This window comes from Corynebacterium sp. NML 120412 (assembly GCF_002285155.1).
Taxonomy (GTDB): domain Bacteria; phylum Actinomycetota; class Actinomycetes; order Mycobacteriales; family Mycobacteriaceae; genus Corynebacterium; species Corynebacterium gottingense.
In genome coordinates this window covers 57,419-75,576 of sequence record NZ_NSGL01000006.1, presented here as the reverse complement: position 1 = coordinate 75,576, position 18,158 = coordinate 57,419, and the positions used below count along the sequence as shown (strand labels likewise).

Here is an 18,158-nt window from a genome sequence, read left to right as displayed (position 1 = left end):
CCCAGCAGCAGCGCGACGAGCGCCAGGTTGACCGCCGCGATGCGCACGGCCAGCCCGGCGGGGCGGGAGGCGGTGCGCGTGAGCGCGTCGGCGAAGTGGGTGGAGTAGGCCTGGATGGCGGTCGTGACCACGCCGAGCGTGAGCGGGTGGATCACCGTCCAGCGCGACGCGCCGGCGAGCGCGGCCGCGAGCGAGACGGCGGCCCAGCACGCCACGAGCACGCCCACTACTTTTTGCACGGTAATAATCGTACTAATCTGGGAGGGGTCAAACAAGGCGGTCAGGGCGTGGTTCATATAATGAACGCACGCAACTGTCCAAGAAGTGCCGCCGCCGAGCGGCAGGCAGAAAGGTGCGAAGCATGGACCGACACCGGACGCCGCGCCCCACCTCCGATCTCACCACCGCAGCCGCGGAGCTGAGCGCGAAGCAGCGCGAGGTCTTCGGCGCGCTGCAGCAGTTTCCGCAGGGTGCGCAGGTGGCGGAGCTGGCGAAGGAACTGGGCATGCACATCAACACGGTCCGCGGGCACCTTGAGGAGCTCATCGCCCACGGGCTCGTGGTGCGCAGGCAGGCGCGCACGACCGGGCGGGGGCGGCCGTCGCACATCTTTACCGCGCGCGTGGCGCGGAACGCGGACGTGACCAGCGAGTACGTCGAGCTGGTGGACATGCTGGCCACCGCGATCGCCGGCGACGACCTGGAGCGGGCGCGCGAGGTGGGACGGCAGTGGGCGAAGGAGGCGTCGTCGAGGCACGGCGGCACGCCGCGGGATCTGGACGAGGCGACCGAGAAGGTCGCCCGGATCCTGCGGGATATGGGGTTCGACCCAGCGCTTCGCGACGATGCCGCCACCGACACCTCACGCGAGCTCTCCCTCAAGGCGTGCCCGTTTGTCACCGACCCCGGCAGGGCGCCGAGCCCGGCGGTGTGCGCGCTGCACGCCGGCTACGTGGACGGCAAGGCGGGCCGCATGCAGGTGGAGCTTCTGCCGTTCGACCGGCCCCACGAGTGCGGGGCCCGCATCACCGAGGTGGAGTAGCTAGTTGATCAGCCAGTCGTTCGGGCTGAACAGCTCGAAGTAGACGTTGGCGGGCGCCTTGTCGGCGGGCAGCGCCGCGATGTCGTCGCGGATGCCCTGAAGGAAGTTCGCGCCGCCGCAGAGGTAGACGTCCGCGCCGGCGAGGTCGGCCTCGGCGACGTTGATGCGCTGGTCCTGGCTGCGGAAGGTGGCGGTGACGTTGGCGTCGGCAAGCGCTTCCGCGAGGGCGCGGGTCTCGGCCTGCTGCGCCCAGGAATCTTCGGAGTTGTCGGCGTGGAGGTAGGTCACCTTGCGGTCCGAGTGGGTGCGCGAGAGGTGGCCCAGGATGCCCACCATCGGGGTGGAGCCGATGCCGCTGGAGATGAGCACGACCGGGTTGTTGCTGTCCTGGAGGACCAGGTCGCCGGCGGCGAGGGTGGCGTCGACGGTGTCGCCGACCGCCACGTGGTCGCGCAGGAAGGTCGAGACCTCGCCGTCGGTCTCCACGGCGATGCGGTAGGAGTGCTCGTCGCCCTCGATGATGGAGTACTGGCGGAGCTGGCGGGCGCCGTCGTCAAGCGTGACGCCCACGGAGGTGTACTGGCCGGGGCGCGGCGCGGTGAAGTCGCCGCTGAGCGTGTAGGCGTAGACGGAGTCGGTGAGCTGCTCCTTGGCCGTGACCTCGGCGCGGCGGAAGACGTCGCCGTCGGTCACGCCGTCGGATTCGTAGAGCTTCGCCTCGTGCTTGATCAGCACGTCGGCCATGAGCCAGTAGACGGCGTCCCAGGCTTCGGCGACTTCGGGGGTGACGGCGTCGCCGAGCACCTCGGCGATCGCGGCCATGAGGTTGTCGTGCACGATCTGGTACTGGTCCTTGCGGATGCCCAGCGAGACGTGCTTGTGGGCGATGCGGTCCAGCATCATGACCGGGTCCGGCGCGTTCGGGTCCACGAGCTGGGTGGCGAAGGTCGCGACCGAGGCCGCGAGCGCCTTCTGCTGCGCGCCCTGCTTCTGGTTGCCGCGGTTGAAGGTGTTGGCGATGAGCTCCGGGTGCGCGGTGAACATCTTGTTGTAGAACGTCTTCGTGATGGTCTCGATGTTCTCACCCACCGGCGGGAGCGTGGCCTTGATGATCTCGGCGTGCTCCTCGCTGAGGTAGTTGAGCTTCGGGTCCGGCTTTTCCTGCAGGTACATGCGGTGTCCTTTCGTGCCGTTGAACAATTAACACCGACTGTACCCGTCAAAACTAGTCCTCGAGGTCCGTGGCGAGGCGCTCCTCGTCGTCGCGGCGCTTGTGGCGCTGGAAGCGCGGGGCGAAGATGGCCGCCGCGCCGCCACCGATGAGTGCGCCGATGACCATGCCGATGGTGCCGCCGCGGTCGCCGTCGAAGTCGGTGAAGGCGATGCCGGCGAGGGTGATCGCGAAGAGGATCCAGATGGGCAGGGTGGACAGGGTGAACATCTTGGGCGGGCGGGGCCGCGGGGCGTAGTTCTGCATCCACAGCGCGCCGGCGGTTTGCGCGAGCGTGACGGGCAGCAGGGCCAGCAGCGAGTAGATGGCGGCGCCGTCGGGCAGGACCCACGCGAGGATCGCCATGATGAACGTGGTCGTGTACATGAGCGTCTCCGAGGTCACAGTGCTGGACTGGTGGAGGATCTGCTGCTGGTATTCGTCGTCGGTGCCTTGGTTGGCCAGGGCGACTTTCTTGTCGCCGTACTGCTTCAACATGGGGAGTTATCCTTCCTGGTCGTCGCCGAAGAGGGCTTCGACGGTTTTGCCGAGGGTGTGTGCGATGTCGAGTGCGAGGTGGACGGAGGGGGAGTAGTTGCCTTTTTCGATGTTGGCGATGGTCTGGCGGGACACTCCCACCTGCGCGGCGAGGTCGGCTTGGGAGAGTTCCTGCCACCGCCGCCATTTGCGGACCATGTTTTCGTGTGTGTCTGGCATCAGCGCTCCTTTCAGGTCTCGTAAGCGCCTACGACAAACTATAAACCAAACACACCACGATGTAAAGGAAACTAGACAAAAAGGAAATGGGGGAGCGTCGATAAGCGAAAGGCTCTAGACTGGCGCGCATGCCGACGCCAGTGCCTGCCTACCTTGACCGCATCCTCGACCTCGTCCGCGATGACGACAGCGGCGAGGTCGCCGACTACATCGACGAGCTGGCCGCCGCGGACCCCGACAAGCTTGGCGTGGCGCTGTGCACGACCTCGGGAAACCTGTACTCGGTGGGCGATGACGACTACGAGTTCACCATCCAGTCGATTTCCAAGCCGTTCGTCTACGCGCTCGCGCTCGAGGAGCTCGGCGCGGCGGAGGTGCACAAGTACGTGGGCGTGGAGCCGTCGGGCGAGGCGTTCAACGCGATCTCGCTGGAGGAGGGCACGCACCGCCCCGCCAACCCCATGATCAACGCGGGGGCGATCGCGGTGAACCAGATGATCAACGGCGCCGAGTCCTCGGTGGAGGAGCGGGTGGAGAAGATCCGCGCGTACTTCTCCCGGCTCGCGGGCAGGGAGCTGCGTATCGACGAGTCGCTGGTCCAGTCCGAACTCGGCACCGCCCACCGCAACCTGGCCATTGCGCACCTGCTGCGGGAGTTCGGCATGGTGCAGGACCAGGCGCACGACGCGATCGACTCGTACACACAGCAGTGCTCGGTGCTGGTGACGGTGCGCGACCTGGCCACCATGGCGGCGACGCTGGCCAACGGCGGCGTGCAGCCGATTACTGGCGAGCGCGTCCTGTCCGCCGGCTCGTGCCGGATCACGCAGGCGGTGATGACGTCGGCCGGCATGTACGACGGGTCGGGGCAGTGGATGGTCAACGTGGGGATCCCGGCGAAATCCGGCGTCGCCGGCGGGTTGATCGGGACGATGCCGGGGCAGTTGGGGTTGGCGTCGTTAAGCCCGCGGCTCAACGAGCAGGGCAACTCGGTGCGCGGGGTGCGGATCTTCCGCGAAATGTCCGACTCGCTCGGGCTGAACCTGATGGGCGCGGACTTCTACGCCGCGCCGGGCATTCGGTCGGTGGAGCGGCGCGAGGACTGCACCGTGGTGGAGCTGCAGGGCATGATCAACTTCACCGCTGCGGAGAACATCCTGCACGACCTGGCCAGCGAGCGCATCGTGGGCGGCACGCTGGTGCTCGACGTGTCCAACGTGACCAGCTTTAACAAGGCCGGGCGCCTGCTGATCAAGGAGGGGATGCGCCACCTGCGCGACACCGGCCTGGACGTGCGCATCTACGACCCCGACGGCGCGATGCCGGACTACGAGTTTTCCGACGGCACGAAGGTCCCCGCCATCAAGGACTTCTCCACTACCTTCACCGTGCCGGGGTCGCGCACCGAGGTCTTCCGGGCGATCTCCGCCCCGCAGGAGTGGTGGGACGAGCACGTCGACCACATCGAGGGCTCGGCCTCCGAGCAGGGCGGCGAGTTCCACTTCGACACCGACGACCAGTACGCGGAGTTCCGCGTCGAGGAGTCCGAGGTGGGCGACCGCCTGGTCTGGCATACCGAAACCACGGGCAAGGACAAGGAGGACCGCGACTGGGACGACACCTCGCTCATCTTCGAGCTCAGCGACAGCGAGCAGGAGGACGGCGAAACCCAGGTCACGTTTACCCACCGAGGCATGCACCCGCACGGCGAGGGCTACAAGGAAACCGTCGAAGCTTGGCGGGAGCGCATCCAGGAGCGGCTCGAGCCGCTGATCCGGCGCCGCGGCGAGCGGTAGCGCGCTACAGTGCCGCGAGGAAGGCAGCGGAGGCGACGTTGATGAGCAGTTCGCGCTGCTCGGCGGGGCAGCCGTCGTCGACCCAGTCCAGCGCGATGGCGTCGATAAAGCCGATGAGCCCCGAGACGGCGATGCGCGCGCGGTCGTCGCTGCGGCCGAGGAAGTCGCACAGCGCCTGCACGGTGGTGTCGTGGCGCTCGATGCGCAGGTGGATCGCCTCGATCGGCTCCTCGCCGCCGCGCTTGCCGGTGGACCACACGAACGGGTGCGTTTCGATGTAGTTGAGGTAGATGTCCAGCCCGCGGCGCACGATTTCCTCGGTGTCGGAGGACTCGAGCCCCTCAGCTGCGGCGATCTGGGCGTTGTGCAGGTTGATGGCCGTGCGCTCGAGGAAGGCGGTGTACAGGCCGGCCTTGGAGTCGAAGTAGTGGAACACCAAGCCTTGGGACACGCCGCAGTGATCGGCGATACGCTGGGTGGGGACCTCGCTGTAGGGCGTGGTGGAGAAGATCTCCGTGGCAGCGTCGAGAATTTCCTGGCGCCGCTCCTCCACGCTCAGGCGCCGCTGTGGCGCGTGCGTCGTGTGGCGTTCTGTCATGCGCTACATCGTACACACGCACAAGTTTTACATGCATTGAATATCAATATAATTCTGAACGTTGTCCGCTGACGAAAGGGAAATACCGTGAAACAGCAGCTCGTAGACGCCATCTGGTGGCACGTCTACCCCCTTGGCGCGACGGGTGCCCCCATTCGCGACGCAAAGGATGCCGCACACCGCCTTCCCCGCCTCGAGGCGTGGCTGGACTACCTCATCGAGCTCGGCTGCAACGGCATCCTCCTCGGCCCCATCTTCGAGTCCGTCGCGCACGGCTACGACACGCTCGACCACTTCCGCATCGACGCCAGGCTTGGCGACGACGCCGACTTCGACCACTTCGTCGCCGCGTGCCACGAGCGCGGCATCCAGGTCATGCTCGATGGCGTGTTCAACCACGTCGCGCGCACCCACCCGTGGGTGGCCGAGGGCCTCGCCGGCGGCACCGACTGGGAGGGCCACGAGGAGCTGGCCACCCTGCACCACGACGACCCCAGGGTCCAGGACGCGGTGACTGACATCATGCTGCACTGGCTGCGCCGCGGCATCCAAGGCTGGCGCCTCGACGTTGCCTACTCCGTGCCCGCCGAGTTCTGGCGCACAGTGCTTGGGCGGGTACGCGAGGAGTTCCCCGACGTGTGCATCCTCGGCGAGGTCATCCACGGCGACTACGCCGAGATCGCCGAGGCGGGCACGCTCGACTCCGTCACGCAGTACGAGCTGTGGAAGGCGCTCTGGTCCTCCATCTCAGACACCAACTTCTGGGAGCTCGACCACGCGCTGGGCCGCCACCGCGACATTGCTAAGCGGACGCTTCCCAACATCTTCATTGGCAACCACGACGTCGACCGCATCGCCTCCAAGGTGGGCCAGGACGGGGAGATCGTCGCGCTCGCCCTGCTCATGAGCCTGCCCGGCATGCCCAGCATCTACTACGGCGACGAGCAGGGCTTCGAGGGGGTGCGCGGCGAGGGCTTCGCGGCTGACGACGCCATCCGCCCACCCCTCCCAGCCTCCCCGGCAGAACTCTCCGAGCTGGGCCAGTGGGTCTTCGAGGAACACAAGAAGCTGATCGGCGTGCGCCGCCGCAACCAGTGGCTCACCCACGCCGACGTGGAGGTGCTGGACAAGGAAAACGCCACGATCTCCGTGCGGAGTCGTGGCGAAAACGGCGAGGAGATCCAGACCGACGCGTGGCTCGAGCCCGCGCCGGGCGTGCGCATCCGCGCAGGCGCCGAGGTCCTCTACGAGTGGGGGAGTTAGCGCGGCAGGGAGGAACCCTGCGCGTACTGCGCGAGCAGCTGCTGGACGATCGCGCCCAGGTCCGGCAGTCGCACGGTCGCGACGTTGGCCACCGGCACGTCGATGGTCGGCGCGCCCTGCGGGGCGAGCACGATCACGTTCTGGGGGTTCTGCTGCGCGGCCGGTGCGGGCTGGGCGGGCTGCGTGGCCGGCGCGGGCTGTGCCGGCTGGGCCGGCTGTGCGGGTTGCGCCGGCGCAGCGTTGCTGGTGCCGCCGTTGGTGCCCTTGAGGCCGCAGCGGTTCGCCGCGTTCTCTACGCGGGCGAGGGCGTCGAGGATCTGCGGGCCGCGGCTGTCAAAGCGGGCGATGGTCTGGGCCTGGCGGACCTTGGCGTTGTAGTCGGCGTCGTTGGTCCAGTACTTCTCGGCCTGGGCGCAAGAGATTTCGCCGGCGGGGAGCTTGGCAAGGGCGTCGTCAATCGCGTCGGCGTGGGCGGCGGCCGGGGCCGCGGCGAGCGTGCCCGCGACGGCGGCGGTCATGGCAAGGGAGCGGAGTTTCATGACCGCCAGTATGTCACGGATGTGACGCATGTGAAAGGGGAGCGCGCAAATTACGCGTTCACCATGCGGCGGATCAGGCTGCGGTAGGCCTGCGTCGTGAGCTCCACGTCGGCCAGGTCGACGTACTCGTCGTGGCTGTGCAGGAGGTCGAGCACCTTACCCAGCGTGTTCTCGCGCTTGTGCATGGCAAAGCCGTAGCCCACGCCGCCCTTGCGGCGGGCAAAGCGCAGGTCGGAGCCGCCCGCGGCGAGCGTGGGGACCACGGCCGCTTCGGGGAAGAACTCGGCGAAGGTGTCCACGATGGCGTCGTAAAGCGGGCCCTCGGTGGGGGAGACGGTGGCGTCCTCGGTGATGAGGTGGGTGATCTCCACTTCAGCGGCCAGGTCGCCGAGCGCCTCGCGCAGCAGGTCGTCGATGTCCTCCTGGCTCTGGCCCGGCAGCTGGCGGATGTCCAGCTCGATCGAGGCCTCGGACGGCAGGACGTTGATCGCGCCGCCCGCGCGCAGGACCGTCGGCGCCACGGTGAGGTGGCTCATCGCGTGCGAGTAGCGCTGCAGCTCGCCGAACGCCTCGTAGCCCTCGCCGCGCAGCAGCGCCTGCTCGGTCTCGGGGTCGAACTTCCAGGCGCGCACGTAGCCGGGCCACGGCTCCTCGGAGCTGACCTCCGGAGTCAGGGCGGCGATGCGCTCGGCCACCTTGCCAATCTTGGCAATGGTCAGTTCGCGCCCGTGCGGCGTGGAGCCGTGCCCGGCGTCGCCATGCACGGTGAGGCGTCGCTGCGCCGCGCCCTTTTCGCCAATAACGACGACCACCGCATCCGACCCGTCCTGCACCGGCAGGTGGGAGCCGCCCTCCTCGGACAGGCAGTTCTTCCAGGAGAACGCGTCCGGTGCGTGCTCCGCCAGCCAGCCCACGCCCAGGCCGCCGCGGGCCTCCTCGTCGGCGCAGCCCACGAAGGTGAGGGTGCCGGTGGGCTGGGTGCCGGACAGGGCCACGTCGCGCACGGTGGCCGCCATCGCGGCGGTGATGTAGAGCATGTCGGTGGCGCCGCGGCCGTACAGGTGGCCGTCGATAATCTGCGCCCCGAACGGGTCCTTGGTCCACTTCGCCTCGTCGACGGGGACCACGTCGGTGTGGCCGAGGAGGGTGAGCGGCTCGGCGGAGGGGTCCGAGCCCTCGATGGTAAACGCGATGGAGGTGCGGCCTGGGTGGGGCTCGAAGCGCTCGACGTGTACGTTCGGCGCGTCCGCGAAGAAGCGCTCGAGGACGTCTGCGGCCTTGGATTCCTGCCCGGAATCGGGGGTGAGATCGTTCACGCAAGAAATTTGGACGAGTTCTTTGAGCAGCGTAACGGTGGTGTCCGCTAAAGTCATACAAATCAGCTTTCTTAAATTTGGCGGATGCGGTAATTTACATCTGTTGCGTTCTAACATGAAGACTGAACGATACTGAGCAGCGCTGAACCGCACGGTACGGCGCAATATTTAAGAATAACGCGAGACCTGGCCTCACTGAAGAAATCAGGAAAGCTGAGAATTTAAATCAGAACCTGAGTGATCCTGAGGGCGAGGCGAGCAGAGACCCGGGAAGAGGTGGAAGCGGTGGCCCGTAGAGAAGGCAGCATGGACCCGAGGGCGATTCGTACGCGCAACGCCTTCCTGGACGCGACGGAGACGCTTCAGCGCGAAAAGAAGACCGAGGACATCACGGTGTCCGCGATCGTGGGCCTGGCGGGCATGAGCCGGCAGGTGTTCTACGAGCACTTCGACGGCCGCGACGCCGTCGTCGGCGCGCTCATGGAGCGCACGTTTCGGCCGCTGCTTCAGGAATACGTGAAGACCTACGAGCGCACCGGCGACCCGGAACAGGCCATCGAGGGTCTCGTGGCCGGCATGTACAAGGAGCGCGACCTGCTGCTCAACGTCGTCGGCGGCCCGGCGCTCACCTACACCCTCAAGCTCTTTACTACCCCGGAGCAGCCGATGCTGCGCGGAGTGGTGGACGCGATCCTGGAGCGCCAGGGCGAGCTCGAGCCGAGCCTGCTGGAAGGCGTGGAGGACTTCCTCCGCGCCGGCGCCTTCCGCCTCCTGGTTGCCTCGGTGCGCGAGGCGGATTCGGCAGAAGACGCGGCGAAGCACGCCAATAGCGTGCTTGGACTCTTGTGCGCGTCGATCGTGGGCAGCTAGCTCCGAAGGAAGATGAATTGTTATGGCACGTCGTGAATCGAGCTCCGACCCCCGCGCGGTACGCACCCGCGAGGCGTTGATCTCCGCCACCATCGCGTTGCTGGTTGACCACAAGGTGGAAGACCTGTCTGTCTCCGGCATCGTGAAGGCGGCGCAGGTGAGCCGCCAGGTGTTCTACGAGCACTTCCAGGACCGCGACAGCGTGGTCATCGCCGCGGGCGAGGCGGTCCTCGGGCCGGCGTACCGCGACTTTGCCTACAACTTCGACGGCGACACGGACTACGCCACGCAGGTGCACAAGCTCGCCGAGATGCTCGAGCCGCACGAGTGCATGATCCGTCACCTCATCGACTCGCCCGTGCACGGCAAGCTCAACCAGACGATCTGCGAGCTCATGTTCCCGCCGATCCGTGCGAACCTGTGGAAGTCGCTGGAGCGCGGCGGCATCCAGGCCACCGACGAGGTCATCGATGATGCAGCGATGTTCATCGTGGCGGGCACCCAGCACCTCTTCGTCACCGCGTACCGCGATGAGATCGCCGTCGGCGTGACCGCCGAACGCGTCGACCGGGTGCACGACCTGATGGGGCAGCTGCTTACTCGGAAGCGGGGCTAACGCTGGCGAGTGCCTCGGCGAGCTCGTCCAGCGCGTCGGTGGTGTCCTCGAAGGAGCCGTCCTCGCTGATCGCGGCCATGGAGATGCCGTAGCGCTTGTCGGCGAACTGCCCGAAGCCCAGCTGCCGAGACTGCCAGGAGCCGTCGGTGTCGTCGCTCCAACCGCCCTTGAACGGGATGCCCAGGGCGCCGAGGCCCCAGGACTGCGACTTATCCACGTGCACCATCTTGTCCAGGACCGCGTTGTCGGGCTCCCGGTCCGAAAGTTCCGCGAGGTAGTGGGCGTAGCGGGCCTGGGAGTTCAGCGACCACTCGCTCGTGCCCCAGGCCTCCTCGAGCGTGGCCGTCGCGCCCGCCTTGGCCAGCTCGTCGGCGACCAGCTTCTTCGCGCCGCCCGCGGCCGCCAGGCACATCCAGAGCTGGTCCGCCGACCCGTTGTCGGAGACCTCGATCGTGGAGGTGATGAGGGTGTCCAGCACTTCCTCGCTCGCGTCGCAGTGTTCCGTGGCGGCCATTGCGACCGGCACCTTGATCGTGGACCACGCCGCGAGGCTGGTGACGTCGCCTGCGGTGACGGCGGCGTCATCGTCGTCGATAAGCACGATGCCAATGCTCGTGTCCGTGTCCGCCTCGATCCTTTCCACCTCCGCCTCGAGCCAGTCGGGGTCGACGCCGACGGTGTCGTCCACCTCGGTGAGTCGGCGCGAGAGCGCGTCCGAGTCGGGCTCGGCGGGGGTGTGCGCGATGCGCACGAACGACGCCGCGACCAGCAGGATCACGACGCCGGCGAAGGCGAGGGCGAATGGTTTGCGGCTCACAGGTGCCGGTATTCCTCGAGCAAGTCAAAGCCGGTGTGACCGTGGATCGACTTGATGGTGCGGTAGTTGCCCGGCTGCGAGATCGTGGTGGTGGTGCCGTGGGCCAGCATGTGCTCGGAGCGGCTGAGCTCGCGGATGGCCACGAGCCGCACGCGGTCGGGGTGCTCCTGCACCAGGTCCGAATACAGCATGGGATCGTGCTGGCCGTCGTCGCCCACCAGCGTCCAGCGGATGTTGGGGAAGTCCACGATGAGGTTGCGCAGCGCCACCCGCTTGTGCTCCTTGCCGCTGCGGAACAGGCCAGTCGGGGTGGGGCCCCAGTCCGTGAGCAGCAGCGGGCCGCGCGGCAGCTTCTCGCGCGCGATGAAGTCGGTGAGCGTGTCGTAGGTGTTCCAGGCGCCCGTGGAGACGTAGAAGGTGGGCTCGTCGGGGCCGAGGACCGCGCTGTAGAAGTCGTCCATGCCCGCGATCGGCTGGCGGGTGTTCGTCTTTTTCACCCACGAGTTCCAGGCGGCGAGCATGGCGCGCGGCAGCATGGTCACCATGATCGTGTCATCCACATCGGAGATCAGGCCGTGGGTGACGTCGTCCGAAATGATCTGCACCTGCGCTTCGCTCGGCTCCGCGCTCAGCGGTGTGCGCACCGTGGCGGTGTGCCAGCCGGGCTCAAGCCCGTGGTCCAGGATGAGTACCTCGAGGTAGCCGTTGCCGTTCGTCTGCGCAGTCACTGTCTGCGCGCCCAGTGTCACGGTGACCTCGATGTCGGGCACCTGGGTGGTGAAGAACTGGCGGTAGCCGCGCTCCACCTCCGTTTTCGGTTCCCGCTCCGGGTCCGCCATGAGCACGCGCCCAAGCACGCGGGCGCGCTCGGAGTTGCCGTAGCCGGTAAAACCCGTGACCTGTGGCGCCCAGCCCCGGCGGGCCTTCGCTTTCACGTCCGCGTTATTGATGCGGTGCTCCGCCCAGCGGACCACGTCTGAAAATCCCATAAGCCAGTAGTCTAGGCGCTATGGACAGAGTCGAGAGTGCGCACGTGGCCGTCGAGAAGCTCATTGAGCTCTACACCGCATCGTGTGAGCTCGCGCGAGACGCGCTCACCAGCGGCGACTACGCGCGCTACAAGGACGTGTACTACCCCAAGCTCTCCGTGGAGATCGGGCAATGGGTGCCCGTGGACCGCTCCGAGCCCTTCGGCTACGTCGACGAGGCCGGCGTCTACTCGGCGGTGCTGTCGCGGCCCGACCTCATGGCGCCGTACCTGCGCTCGCAGCTTGAGGCCCTGACCAGCAACTATGACTGCGAGATCCGCGTCGGCTACTCGGAGACCCGCATCCCGCCCGAGTACATCCGCGGCACCGGCCCGCGCCCCGCGAACACGGAGAACGCCGAGTTCGTGCCTCGCCCCACCCTCGACGAGGTGCACGACGCAATTATCGACGGCCACTGGGACGCCTTCCACGGCGCCGAGAAGCCCCTCTTCCACTTCGGTCCGCAGCGCTTCGACCTCGCGCTGGCCCGGCTGGAGCACTACACGGGCATCCAGGTGGAGTCGCTGCAGAAGTTCATCCTGTTTACCAACTACGCCATGCACGTCACCGAGTTTGTGCGCTTCGGCGTGGCCGAGCTGGCGCGCGAGGGCTCGCGCTACACGCGCCTCGTGCTGCCCAGCGGCGAGACCATCTCCGACACGGTGGCGGTGGAGAACCTGGAGCTGGGCTCGAAGTTCCAGATGCCGCGCTACGACCTGGTCACCGAGGACGGCGACGGCATCACCATGATCAACATCGGCGTCGGCCCGTCGAACGCAAAAACAATTACGGACTCGCTGGCGGTGCTGCGCCCCGAGGCGTGGATCATGATCGGCCACTGCGCCGGCATGGACGCGCGCATGCGCATCGGCGACCTCATCCTGGGCAACGCCTACGAGCGCAAGGACAACGTGCTTGACGAGCACATCCGTCCCGACTCGCCCATCCCCGCCGTTCCGGAGATCCAGCGCACCCTGGAGAAGGCGGTGGCGAAGATCTACGGCGACGACACCTCGCTCATGCGCACCGGCACCGTCCTTTCCACCAGCGACCGCAACTGGGAATGGAAGGCGCCGCGCGATCTGTGGGAGTGGCTGCGCGGCTCCACCGCGGCGGCCGTGGACATGGAGTCCTGCACCATCGCGGCCAACGGCTACCGCTACCGCGTGCCCTACGGCGCGCTGCTCGCGGTCTCGGACCTCCCGCTGCACGCCGTGCCGAAACTACCCGCCGCCGCCCAGACCTTTTACTCCAATTCCAAGGAGGCGCACGTGATGTGCGCGGTGCGCGCGATGGAGAAGCTGGCCAAGAACCCGCAGCGCCTGCGCACCCGCAAGCTGCGCCGCACGATCGGAGAGCTCCCATTCCGTTGAGCTCCTTCGACGATCCGGCCGTGCAGATGGCGCACCGCAGCGCCGTGCGCTCCATCGAGCGAGTCGTGCACGAAACCACCGCGCCCACCGACCCGGACCTCGCCCTCGAGCGCGTCGTCGCGCAGCTGCGCCGCGGCAACGTCCTGGTCATCACCGGCGCGGGCGTGTCCACCGATTCCGGTATCCCCGATTACCGCAGTGTCGGCGGTCGCCTGACCAAGGGCCGCCCGATGACGTACCAGGAGTTCGCGCACTCGCCCGAGCAGGTCCACCGCTACTGGGCGCGCGCCTTCGTGGGCATGCAATTCATGCGCGCCGCCACCCCCAACCGCACCCACTTCGCCCTGGTCGAGCTGGAGCGCGCCGGGCTGCTCACCGGTATTGTCACCCAGAATGTCGATGGCCTCCATCTCGCCGCCGGCTCCCGCGACGTCATCGCGCTGCACGGGGATATGGAGCACGTTGTGTGCCTGGATTGCGGGGCGCGCCACGCTCGTTCGCTTATCGACGCCATGCTCACCCACGCCAACCCCAACTTTTTCAATTCCGTGGAAGTCACCGGCAGCATGATCAACCCGGACGGCGACGTGGAGCTGCGCGCCAGCGACGTGGAGCGGTTCCACATGATCGCCTGCCCCGCGTGCGGCGGCCAACGGCTGAAGCCGGACGTGGTGTACTTCGGTGAAAATGTGCCGACGGGGCGCAGACAAGCAGCCCGGGCGTGGCTGGACGAGTCCGCTTCGGTTCTGGCGCTGGGCACGTCGCTGGCGGTGATGAGCGGGTACCGGTTCGTCCTGGACGCCCGCAAACAGGGCAAGCCCGTCGCGGTGGTCAACGGCGGGCCGGGGCGCGCCGACCCGAAGGCCACGACGCTGTGGCGCACCGGGGTCGCCGACGCGATGGACGCAATTCTGGACGAGCTGGATCTCTAGGAGTTGTAGGGTGAAGGGGTAACTTTTGCCCGAAAACTTGCTGAAAGGCCCCTGACATGCGTTTTCGTTCCCTCGCAATCGCAGCATGCGCCGCGACTGCCCTCGTTGTCGCGCCCGCCGCTTCCGCCGACCCCGCTCCGGTCACCGGCGTGGAGCTGAACCAGCCCGCCGACCAGGTCGTCACTTTTGAGGCAAAGTTTGACCTCACCCGCGACAACGAGATCGCCCTGCAGAAGGTGCGCGAGCTGCGCGCCGACATGTGGGACCGCAACGTGCCGTTCAACGGCGAGACCCTTCAGTACGCGGCGAAGGTGAACGGTCTGAGGACGAAGGAAGCGTACGTCAACGACGTGAGGATCGACCACGGCTACGCGCTCATCGCCCTGCAGCGCGCGGTGGAGGAGGCCGGCGGGATCGACCATGATCGCCCGTACAACGAGACGTGCAGCAATGAGTGCGGTTCGCTGTGGACCGCGACGATTCAGGGCGAGCAGCCGTTCGGCGAGAACCTTTCCGGTGAAGAAGACATGGCGAAAGCCATGCACGGTTGGGGCTACGACGAGCTGGACGCCCTGTACGACTCGAATGGCCAGTTCAACAACGCCAACGGCCACCTCTACAACTTGATCAACCCGGACCGCACGTGGTTCGGCGTGGCGTCGGTGCGGACGGCCGAGGGCACCGCCAGCGCGTGGGAGGCCGCGGGCAAGGCCTCCGGCGTGACCGCGTTCCCCGAGGGCGCGCGCACCGAGGCGCTGGCGCGCCCGGCGAACAACGGCGAGACGCCGTCGACGAAGGCGGTTCCGCTGCCGAAGAAGAGCACTCCGAGCAGGGGGCAGGGCACTGTGTCGCTCGGTGGTGGTACCGAAACCGAGAAAATCATCGGCATCATTTTCGCCATCATCGGCGTCCTGGCCGGCATCTACTCCTTTGTGAAGCAGTACCTGCCGGACGCGCTGCCGAAGTAGGGGCTACGCCGCTGCGGGCGCGGCCTCCTTGCCCGCGTCCCAGACGTCCTTGTCCAGGATCTTCTCGCGCGTGGACACCACGGCGGCCACGACGGCCTGGCCGGTGACGTTGACGGCGGTGCGGCCCATGTCGATGATCGGCTCGATGGCCAGCAGCAGGCCGACGCCCGCCAGCGGCAGGCCGAGGGTGGACAGGGTGAGCGTCAGCATGACGGTCGCACCGGTGGTGCCCGCGGTGGCCGCGGAACCCAGCACGGAGACGATGACGATGAGCAGGTAGTCCATCATGCCCAGGTCAACGCCGTAGAACTGCGCGACGAACAGGGCGGCGATGGCGGGGTAGATGGAGGCGCAGCCGTCCATCTTGGTCGCCGCGCCCAGCGGCATGGCAAAGGACGCGTACTCAGAGGGCACGCCCATGGACTGCTCGACGGTGCGCTGGTTCACCGGCATCACGCCCATGGAGGAGCGGGTGACAAAGCCCAGTGCGGTGACGGGCCAGACGCGCTGGAAGAACTCGACCACGTTGATCTTGTTCGCGGCCAGCACGATCGGGTAGAGCACGAAGATGACCAGGGCGAGGCCGATGTAGATGGCCAGGACGAACTGGCCCAGGTTGCTCAGGGCCTCCCAGCCGTAGGTGGCGACTGCGTTGCCGATCAGGGCCGCAGTGCCGATCGGAGCGAGGCGGATGACCCACCACAGCACGACCTGAACCACCTTCAGCAGCGACTCGGAGAACTTGATAAACGGCTCGGCGGATTTGCCCGCCTTCACCGCGGCGACGCCGATGAGCAGGGAGACCACGAGGATCTGCAGCACGTTGAAGTTCACCGACGCGCCCGACTCGGTGACCTTGGCGGTCAGGCCAAGGAAGTTCGACGGGACGACGGAATCCAGGAAGCCCATCCAGGAACCGGTGGTCGACGGCTCGGCGGCCTCGGCCGCGTCCACGGTGGAGTTCGCGCCGGGCTTGAGCACGGCGCCGACGACGATGCCGATGATGACGGAGAAGAACGCGGTGATGGCGAACCACACCAGCGTTTGCACGGCCAGGCGGGCCGCGTTGGAGACCTGGCGAAGGTTGGCAATCGAGGTCACCACAGCGGTGAACACCAGCGGCGGGATGAGCAGCTTGAGCAGCTGGACGTAGGTGCCGCCGACCCAGTCGAGCAGCCCGGAGAGCCACTCGACGTCGCTACCTGCGGCGATGAAGCCGAGGATGAGGCCGATAATCAGGCCGTAAATCACTTGGGCGCCAAATCCGGTCGCCCACTTTGGAAGAGACATGCGCACTCCAATGCGTTGAAAGAATCTATACAGATCTGTACTTACTCAACGCAGAGTAGCAGCGTGTCACCTAAAAACTAATTCGCTCAACAGACAGACAGGACGGTCTATCTGGGCGTTTTGGCTACGCTCGGAGGGCACACCCAACACAGTGAGGAGCACCAATGTCCGGTATCTACTCGTTCGAGGGGAAGACCCCGCGCATCCACCCCAGCGCCTACATCGCCCCCGGGGCCACCATCATCGGCGACGTCACTATCGCCGAGGACGTCAATATCTGGCCGGGCGCGGTGCTGCGTGGCGACATCGGCGCCATCGAGATCGGGGCGCGCTCCAACGTTCAGGACGGCTCGGTCATCCATGTGGAGACGGGAAGCACGACCGTCCTCGGGGAGGACGTCACGGTTGGGCACATGGCAATGGTCCACGGCTGCACCGTGGAGTCGGCCTGCCTGATCGGGATGAGCGCGACGGTGCTCTCCGGCGCGCGCGTGGGCGAGGGCAGCATCGTCGGCGGCGGGGCGGTGGTCCTGGAGGGTCAGGTCGTCCCGCCATTCTCCGTGGCGGCCGGGGTGCCGGCGAAGGTGCGCAAGCAGCTTGACCCGGAGACGCGCGAGCAGCGGGTGCGCCATGCCGCGGGCTACGTGGAGCTAGCTCGCCGCTACCGTGAGGGGCTCGCGGAGCACGAGGTCTAGCGCGGCGGCGCGGGCGATGTCGCGCACCACCTCGGCGTGGGTGGGGATCATGCGCAGCTCGGGCGCCTGCTCCATTTCGGCGCGCACGGTGCGGGCGAAGGGGGCGGGGGCATGGGGGTCGTCGATAAACGCGCTCCCCGCGATGACCACCGTGGACGGCGCGTGCTCGGTGCTGAGCTTGGCCACCAGGCTGCCCAGGTCGCGGGCGCGCTCGTCCAGCGCGGTGCGGGTGTCGGGGCTGGAATCCTGGACGGCGTCGAGCAGCGTGGCAAGCCCCGGCTTGTGAATGCGCTCGAGCAGGCCGCGCGTGGTCAGCTCGTGCCGCTTCACGCGGATCGGCTGCACGCCGTCGCCGGTGGACACCGCGCAGCCGATCGAGTCGTCCGCGAATAGCGCCATGATCGGCCCGTCGCCAAGGTCCAGGTTCGACTGCATCTCGGAGCCGATGATCGCAGCGCTAATCGACGTCACCTCAACCGGCACAGAAAACTGCTCCCGCAACTGCCCGGCGAGGTCCACGCCGTCCCAGCCCAGGTTCACGGCGATGACGGTGCCGTCCTCCGTCACGGTGCCCGACGTGGTCACGCCGAGGGCGGCGAGGCGCCGCTGCATGCCCGCGGTGAGGCGGTTGAGTGCCGCCATGAGGTGCTGGATGACGTCGTCGGGCGTCATGCTGGCGACGGGCAGCTCGAGGTCGACGCAGCGCAGGGTGCGACCGCGCAGGTCAAAGACGGCGACGTAGGTGAAGTCGGTGCCCACGGCGATGCCGCCGTAGACGGGGTCGGGCTCGGCGAGCTCCAGGGGGATCGTCGGCCGGCCGCGCCCGGTGGAGCGGGTGAGGTCGGTGCGCTCGTTGACCAGCCCGGCCTCCGTGAGCGCGGCGATGGCGCGTGTGACGGTCGGCTGGGAGAGCCCGGTGGCTTGCACGAGTTCACTGCGGGACGTGAGGTCCTGCAGGCGAATGAGGTGGAGACACTTCGCCGCGGGGGTCGTCGGGCGAGTGAACGGCAATGTTGTGCAAGTCATGTGAATATATTTACTCACTGGCAGACTGCTTTGTCCAGTCGGGGCCCTAAAAATGGCCGAAA

The 18,158-nt window shown here is 67.2% G+C and carries 19 protein-coding genes and 1 pseudogene; 9 read left to right on the top strand and 11 right to left on the bottom strand.

The window, feature by feature from the left end:
• Positions 1–239, bottom strand: a pseudogene (locus CKJ84_RS10620) (beta-carotene 15,15'-monooxygenase); the annotation flags it as partial.
• Positions 240–361: 122 nt separating this feature from the next.
• Here CKJ84_RS10620 and CKJ84_RS10615 point away from each other — a divergent pair.
• Positions 362–1,042, top strand: a complete 681-nt coding sequence (locus CKJ84_RS10615; RefSeq protein WP_095546917.1) for a metalloregulator ArsR/SmtB family transcription factor — start codon at positions 362–364, stop codon at positions 1,040–1,042.
• Here CKJ84_RS10615 and CKJ84_RS10610 read toward each other — a convergent pair whose 3' ends face one another.
• The 3 genes from CKJ84_RS10610 to CKJ84_RS10600 are packed head-to-tail and all read right to left on the bottom strand — an operon-like array spanning position 1,043 to position 2,969.
• On the bottom strand, positions 1,043–2,215 hold the full coding sequence (locus CKJ84_RS10610) for a globin domain-containing protein (protein ID WP_095546916.1): 1,173 nt from the start codon (positions 2,213–2,215) through the stop codon (positions 1,043–1,045).
• 52 nt (positions 2,216–2,267) lie between these two features.
• Positions 2,268–2,750 (bottom strand): hypothetical protein, encoded by a 483-nt coding sequence (locus tag CKJ84_RS10605; RefSeq protein WP_095546915.1) that lies wholly within the window; start codon positions 2,748–2,750, stop codon positions 2,268–2,270.
• Between the two features lie 6 nt (positions 2,751–2,756).
• The gene (locus CKJ84_RS10600; protein WP_095535845.1) at positions 2,757–2,969 is read right to left on the bottom strand and encodes a helix-turn-helix transcriptional regulator; all 213 of its coding nucleotides are present in this window, start codon (positions 2,967–2,969) and stop codon (positions 2,757–2,759) included.
• 128 nt (positions 2,970–3,097) lie between these two features.
• On the opposite strand from CKJ84_RS10600, the gene CKJ84_RS10595 reads away from it, so the two are divergent.
• A complete protein-coding gene (locus tag CKJ84_RS10595) occupies positions 3,098–4,765 on the top strand; it encodes a glutaminase (RefSeq protein WP_095546914.1) in 1,668 nt (555 codons plus the stop codon).
• A 4-nt stretch (positions 4,766–4,769) separates the two neighbouring features.
• On the opposite strand, the gene CKJ84_RS10590 is transcribed toward CKJ84_RS10595, so the two are convergent.
• A complete protein-coding gene (locus tag CKJ84_RS10590) occupies positions 4,770–5,363 on the bottom strand; it encodes a TetR/AcrR family transcriptional regulator (RefSeq protein ID WP_095275298.1) in 594 nt (197 codons plus the stop codon).
• Positions 5,364–5,450: 87 nt separating this feature from the next.
• Here CKJ84_RS10590 and CKJ84_RS10585 point away from each other — a divergent pair, with 87 nt between their 5' ends.
• On the top strand, positions 5,451–6,626 hold the full coding sequence (locus tag CKJ84_RS10585; RefSeq protein ID WP_095537991.1) for an alpha-amylase family protein: 1,176 nt from the start codon (positions 5,451–5,453) through the stop codon (positions 6,624–6,626).
• On the opposite strand, the gene CKJ84_RS10580 is transcribed toward CKJ84_RS10585, so the two are convergent.
• Positions 6,623–7,165, bottom strand: a complete 543-nt coding sequence (locus CKJ84_RS10580; protein ID WP_095538042.1) for a hypothetical protein — start codon at positions 7,163–7,165, stop codon at positions 6,623–6,625. The two genes, CKJ84_RS10585 and CKJ84_RS10580, sit on opposite strands and share 4 nt — an antisense overlap.
• A gap of 50 nt (positions 7,166–7,215) precedes the next feature.
• On the bottom strand, positions 7,216–8,538 hold the full coding sequence (locus tag CKJ84_RS10575) for a M20/M25/M40 family metallo-hydrolase (protein WP_095546913.1): 1,323 nt from the start codon (positions 8,536–8,538) through the stop codon (positions 7,216–7,218).
• Positions 8,539–8,787: 249 nt separating this feature from the next.
• Here CKJ84_RS10575 and CKJ84_RS10570 point away from each other — a divergent pair, with 249 nt between their 5' ends.
• Together CKJ84_RS10570 and CKJ84_RS10565 are read left to right on the top strand one after the other, a co-directional pair.
• Positions 8,788–9,351: a TetR/AcrR family transcriptional regulator gene (locus CKJ84_RS10570; protein ID WP_095546912.1), complete on the top strand. Its 564-nt coding sequence runs from the start codon at positions 8,788–8,790 to the stop codon at positions 9,349–9,351.
• A gap of 22 nt (positions 9,352–9,373) precedes the next feature.
• Entirely contained in the window at positions 9,374–9,967 is a 594-nt protein-coding gene (locus tag CKJ84_RS10565) for a TetR/AcrR family transcriptional regulator (protein WP_095546911.1), read from the top strand.
• Here CKJ84_RS10565 and CKJ84_RS10560 read toward each other — a convergent pair.
• Both CKJ84_RS10560 and CKJ84_RS10555 read right to left on the bottom strand, forming a co-directional pair.
• Positions 9,948–10,784 carry a hypothetical protein gene (locus CKJ84_RS10560; RefSeq protein WP_095546910.1) on the bottom strand — a complete coding sequence of 279 codons (837 nt, stop codon included), beginning with the start codon at positions 10,782–10,784 and terminating at the stop codon, positions 9,948–9,950. The two genes, CKJ84_RS10565 and CKJ84_RS10560, sit on opposite strands and share 20 nt — an antisense overlap.
• Entirely contained in the window at positions 10,781–11,773 is a 993-nt protein-coding gene (locus tag CKJ84_RS10555; protein WP_095546909.1) for an App1 family protein, read from the bottom strand. Before CKJ84_RS10555 ends, CKJ84_RS10560 begins: the two co-directional genes overlap by 4 nt.
• Positions 11,774–11,793: 20 nt before the next feature.
• On the opposite strand from CKJ84_RS10555, the gene amn reads away from it, so the two are divergent.
• Genes amn through CKJ84_RS10540 form a run of 3 tightly spaced genes read left to right on the top strand, consistent with a single transcriptional unit; the run spans position 11,794 to position 15,085 of the window.
• Positions 11,794–13,185, top strand: coding sequence for an AMP nucleosidase (gene amn / locus CKJ84_RS10550; protein WP_095546908.1), 1,392 nt, complete (start codon positions 11,794–11,796; stop codon positions 13,183–13,185).
• A gap of 26 nt (positions 13,186–13,211) precedes the next feature.
• The gene (locus CKJ84_RS10545; protein WP_095546920.1) at positions 13,212–14,117 is read left to right on the top strand and encodes a Sir2 family NAD-dependent protein deacetylase; all 906 of its coding nucleotides are present in this window, start codon (positions 13,212–13,214) and stop codon (positions 14,115–14,117) included.
• A gap of 56 nt (positions 14,118–14,173) precedes the next feature.
• A complete protein-coding gene (locus CKJ84_RS10540; RefSeq protein ID WP_095546907.1) occupies positions 14,174–15,085 on the top strand; it encodes a CAP domain-containing protein in 912 nt (303 codons plus the stop codon).
• 3 nt (positions 15,086–15,088) lie between these two features.
• On the opposite strand, the gene CKJ84_RS10535 is transcribed toward CKJ84_RS10540, so the two are convergent.
• Complete coding sequence (locus CKJ84_RS10535; protein ID WP_095546906.1) at positions 15,089–16,375, bottom strand: dicarboxylate/amino acid:cation symporter; 1,287 nt, start codon at positions 16,373–16,375, stop codon at positions 15,089–15,091.
• Between the two features lie 164 nt (positions 16,376–16,539).
• Between CKJ84_RS10535 and CKJ84_RS10530 the strand changes: the two genes are divergently transcribed.
• The gene (locus CKJ84_RS10530) at positions 16,540–17,070 is read left to right on the top strand and encodes a gamma carbonic anhydrase family protein (RefSeq protein ID WP_095546905.1); all 531 of its coding nucleotides are present in this window, start codon (positions 16,540–16,542) and stop codon (positions 17,068–17,070) included.
• Here CKJ84_RS10530 and CKJ84_RS10525 read toward each other — a convergent pair.
• Positions 17,026–18,096, bottom strand: coding sequence for an ROK family transcriptional regulator (locus CKJ84_RS10525; protein ID WP_095546904.1), 1,071 nt, complete (start codon positions 18,094–18,096; stop codon positions 17,026–17,028). The genes CKJ84_RS10530 and CKJ84_RS10525 overlap by 45 nt on opposite strands.
• Between the last annotated feature and the right edge of the window lie 62 nt (positions 18,097–18,158).

Bases quoted from the DNA above. Each gene is read 5' to 3' on its own strand.
- CKJ84_RS10615 (WP_095546917.1), top strand. From the start codon at position 362: ATGGACCGACACCGGACGCCGCGCCCCACCTCCGATCTCACCACCGCA.
- CKJ84_RS10610 (WP_095546916.1), bottom strand. From the start codon at position 2,215: ATGTACCTGCAGGAAAAGCCGGACCCGAAGCTCAACTACCTCAGCGAG.
- CKJ84_RS10605 (WP_095546915.1), bottom strand. From the start codon at position 2,750: ATGTTGAAGCAGTACGGCGACAAGAAAGTCGCCCTGGCCAACCAAGGC.
- CKJ84_RS10600 (WP_095535845.1), bottom strand. From the start codon at position 2,969: ATGCCAGACACACACGAAAACATGGTCCGCAAATGGCGGCGGTGGCAG.
- CKJ84_RS10595 (WP_095546914.1), top strand. From the start codon at position 3,098: ATGCCGACGCCAGTGCCTGCCTACCTTGACCGCATCCTCGACCTCGTC.
- CKJ84_RS10590 (WP_095275298.1), bottom strand. From the start codon at position 5,363: ATGACAGAACGCCACACGACGCACGCGCCACAGCGGCGCCTGAGCGTG.
- CKJ84_RS10580 (WP_095538042.1), bottom strand. From the start codon at position 7,165: ATGAAACTCCGCTCCCTTGCCATGACCGCCGCCGTCGCGGGCACGCTC.
- CKJ84_RS10575 (WP_095546913.1), bottom strand. From the start codon at position 8,538: ATGACTTTAGCGGACACCACCGTTACGCTGCTCAAAGAACTCGTCCAA.
- CKJ84_RS10570 (WP_095546912.1), top strand. From the start codon at position 8,788: ATGGACCCGAGGGCGATTCGTACGCGCAACGCCTTCCTGGACGCGACG.
- CKJ84_RS10565 (WP_095546911.1), top strand. From the start codon at position 9,374: ATGGCACGTCGTGAATCGAGCTCCGACCCCCGCGCGGTACGCACCCGC.
- CKJ84_RS10555 (WP_095546909.1), bottom strand. From the start codon at position 11,773: ATGGGATTTTCAGACGTGGTCCGCTGGGCGGAGCACCGCATCAATAAC.
- amn (WP_095546908.1), top strand. From the start codon at position 11,794: ATGGACAGAGTCGAGAGTGCGCACGTGGCCGTCGAGAAGCTCATTGAG.
- CKJ84_RS10545 (WP_095546920.1), top strand. From the start codon at position 13,212: ATGGCGCACCGCAGCGCCGTGCGCTCCATCGAGCGAGTCGTGCACGAA.
- CKJ84_RS10540 (WP_095546907.1), top strand. From the start codon at position 14,174: ATGCGTTTTCGTTCCCTCGCAATCGCAGCATGCGCCGCGACTGCCCTC.
- CKJ84_RS10535 (WP_095546906.1), bottom strand. From the start codon at position 16,375: ATGTCTCTTCCAAAGTGGGCGACCGGATTTGGCGCCCAAGTGATTTAC.
- CKJ84_RS10530 (WP_095546905.1), top strand. From the start codon at position 16,540: ATGTCCGGTATCTACTCGTTCGAGGGGAAGACCCCGCGCATCCACCCC.
- CKJ84_RS10525 (WP_095546904.1), bottom strand. From the start codon at position 18,096: ATGACTTGCACAACATTGCCGTTCACTCGCCCGACGACCCCCGCGGCG.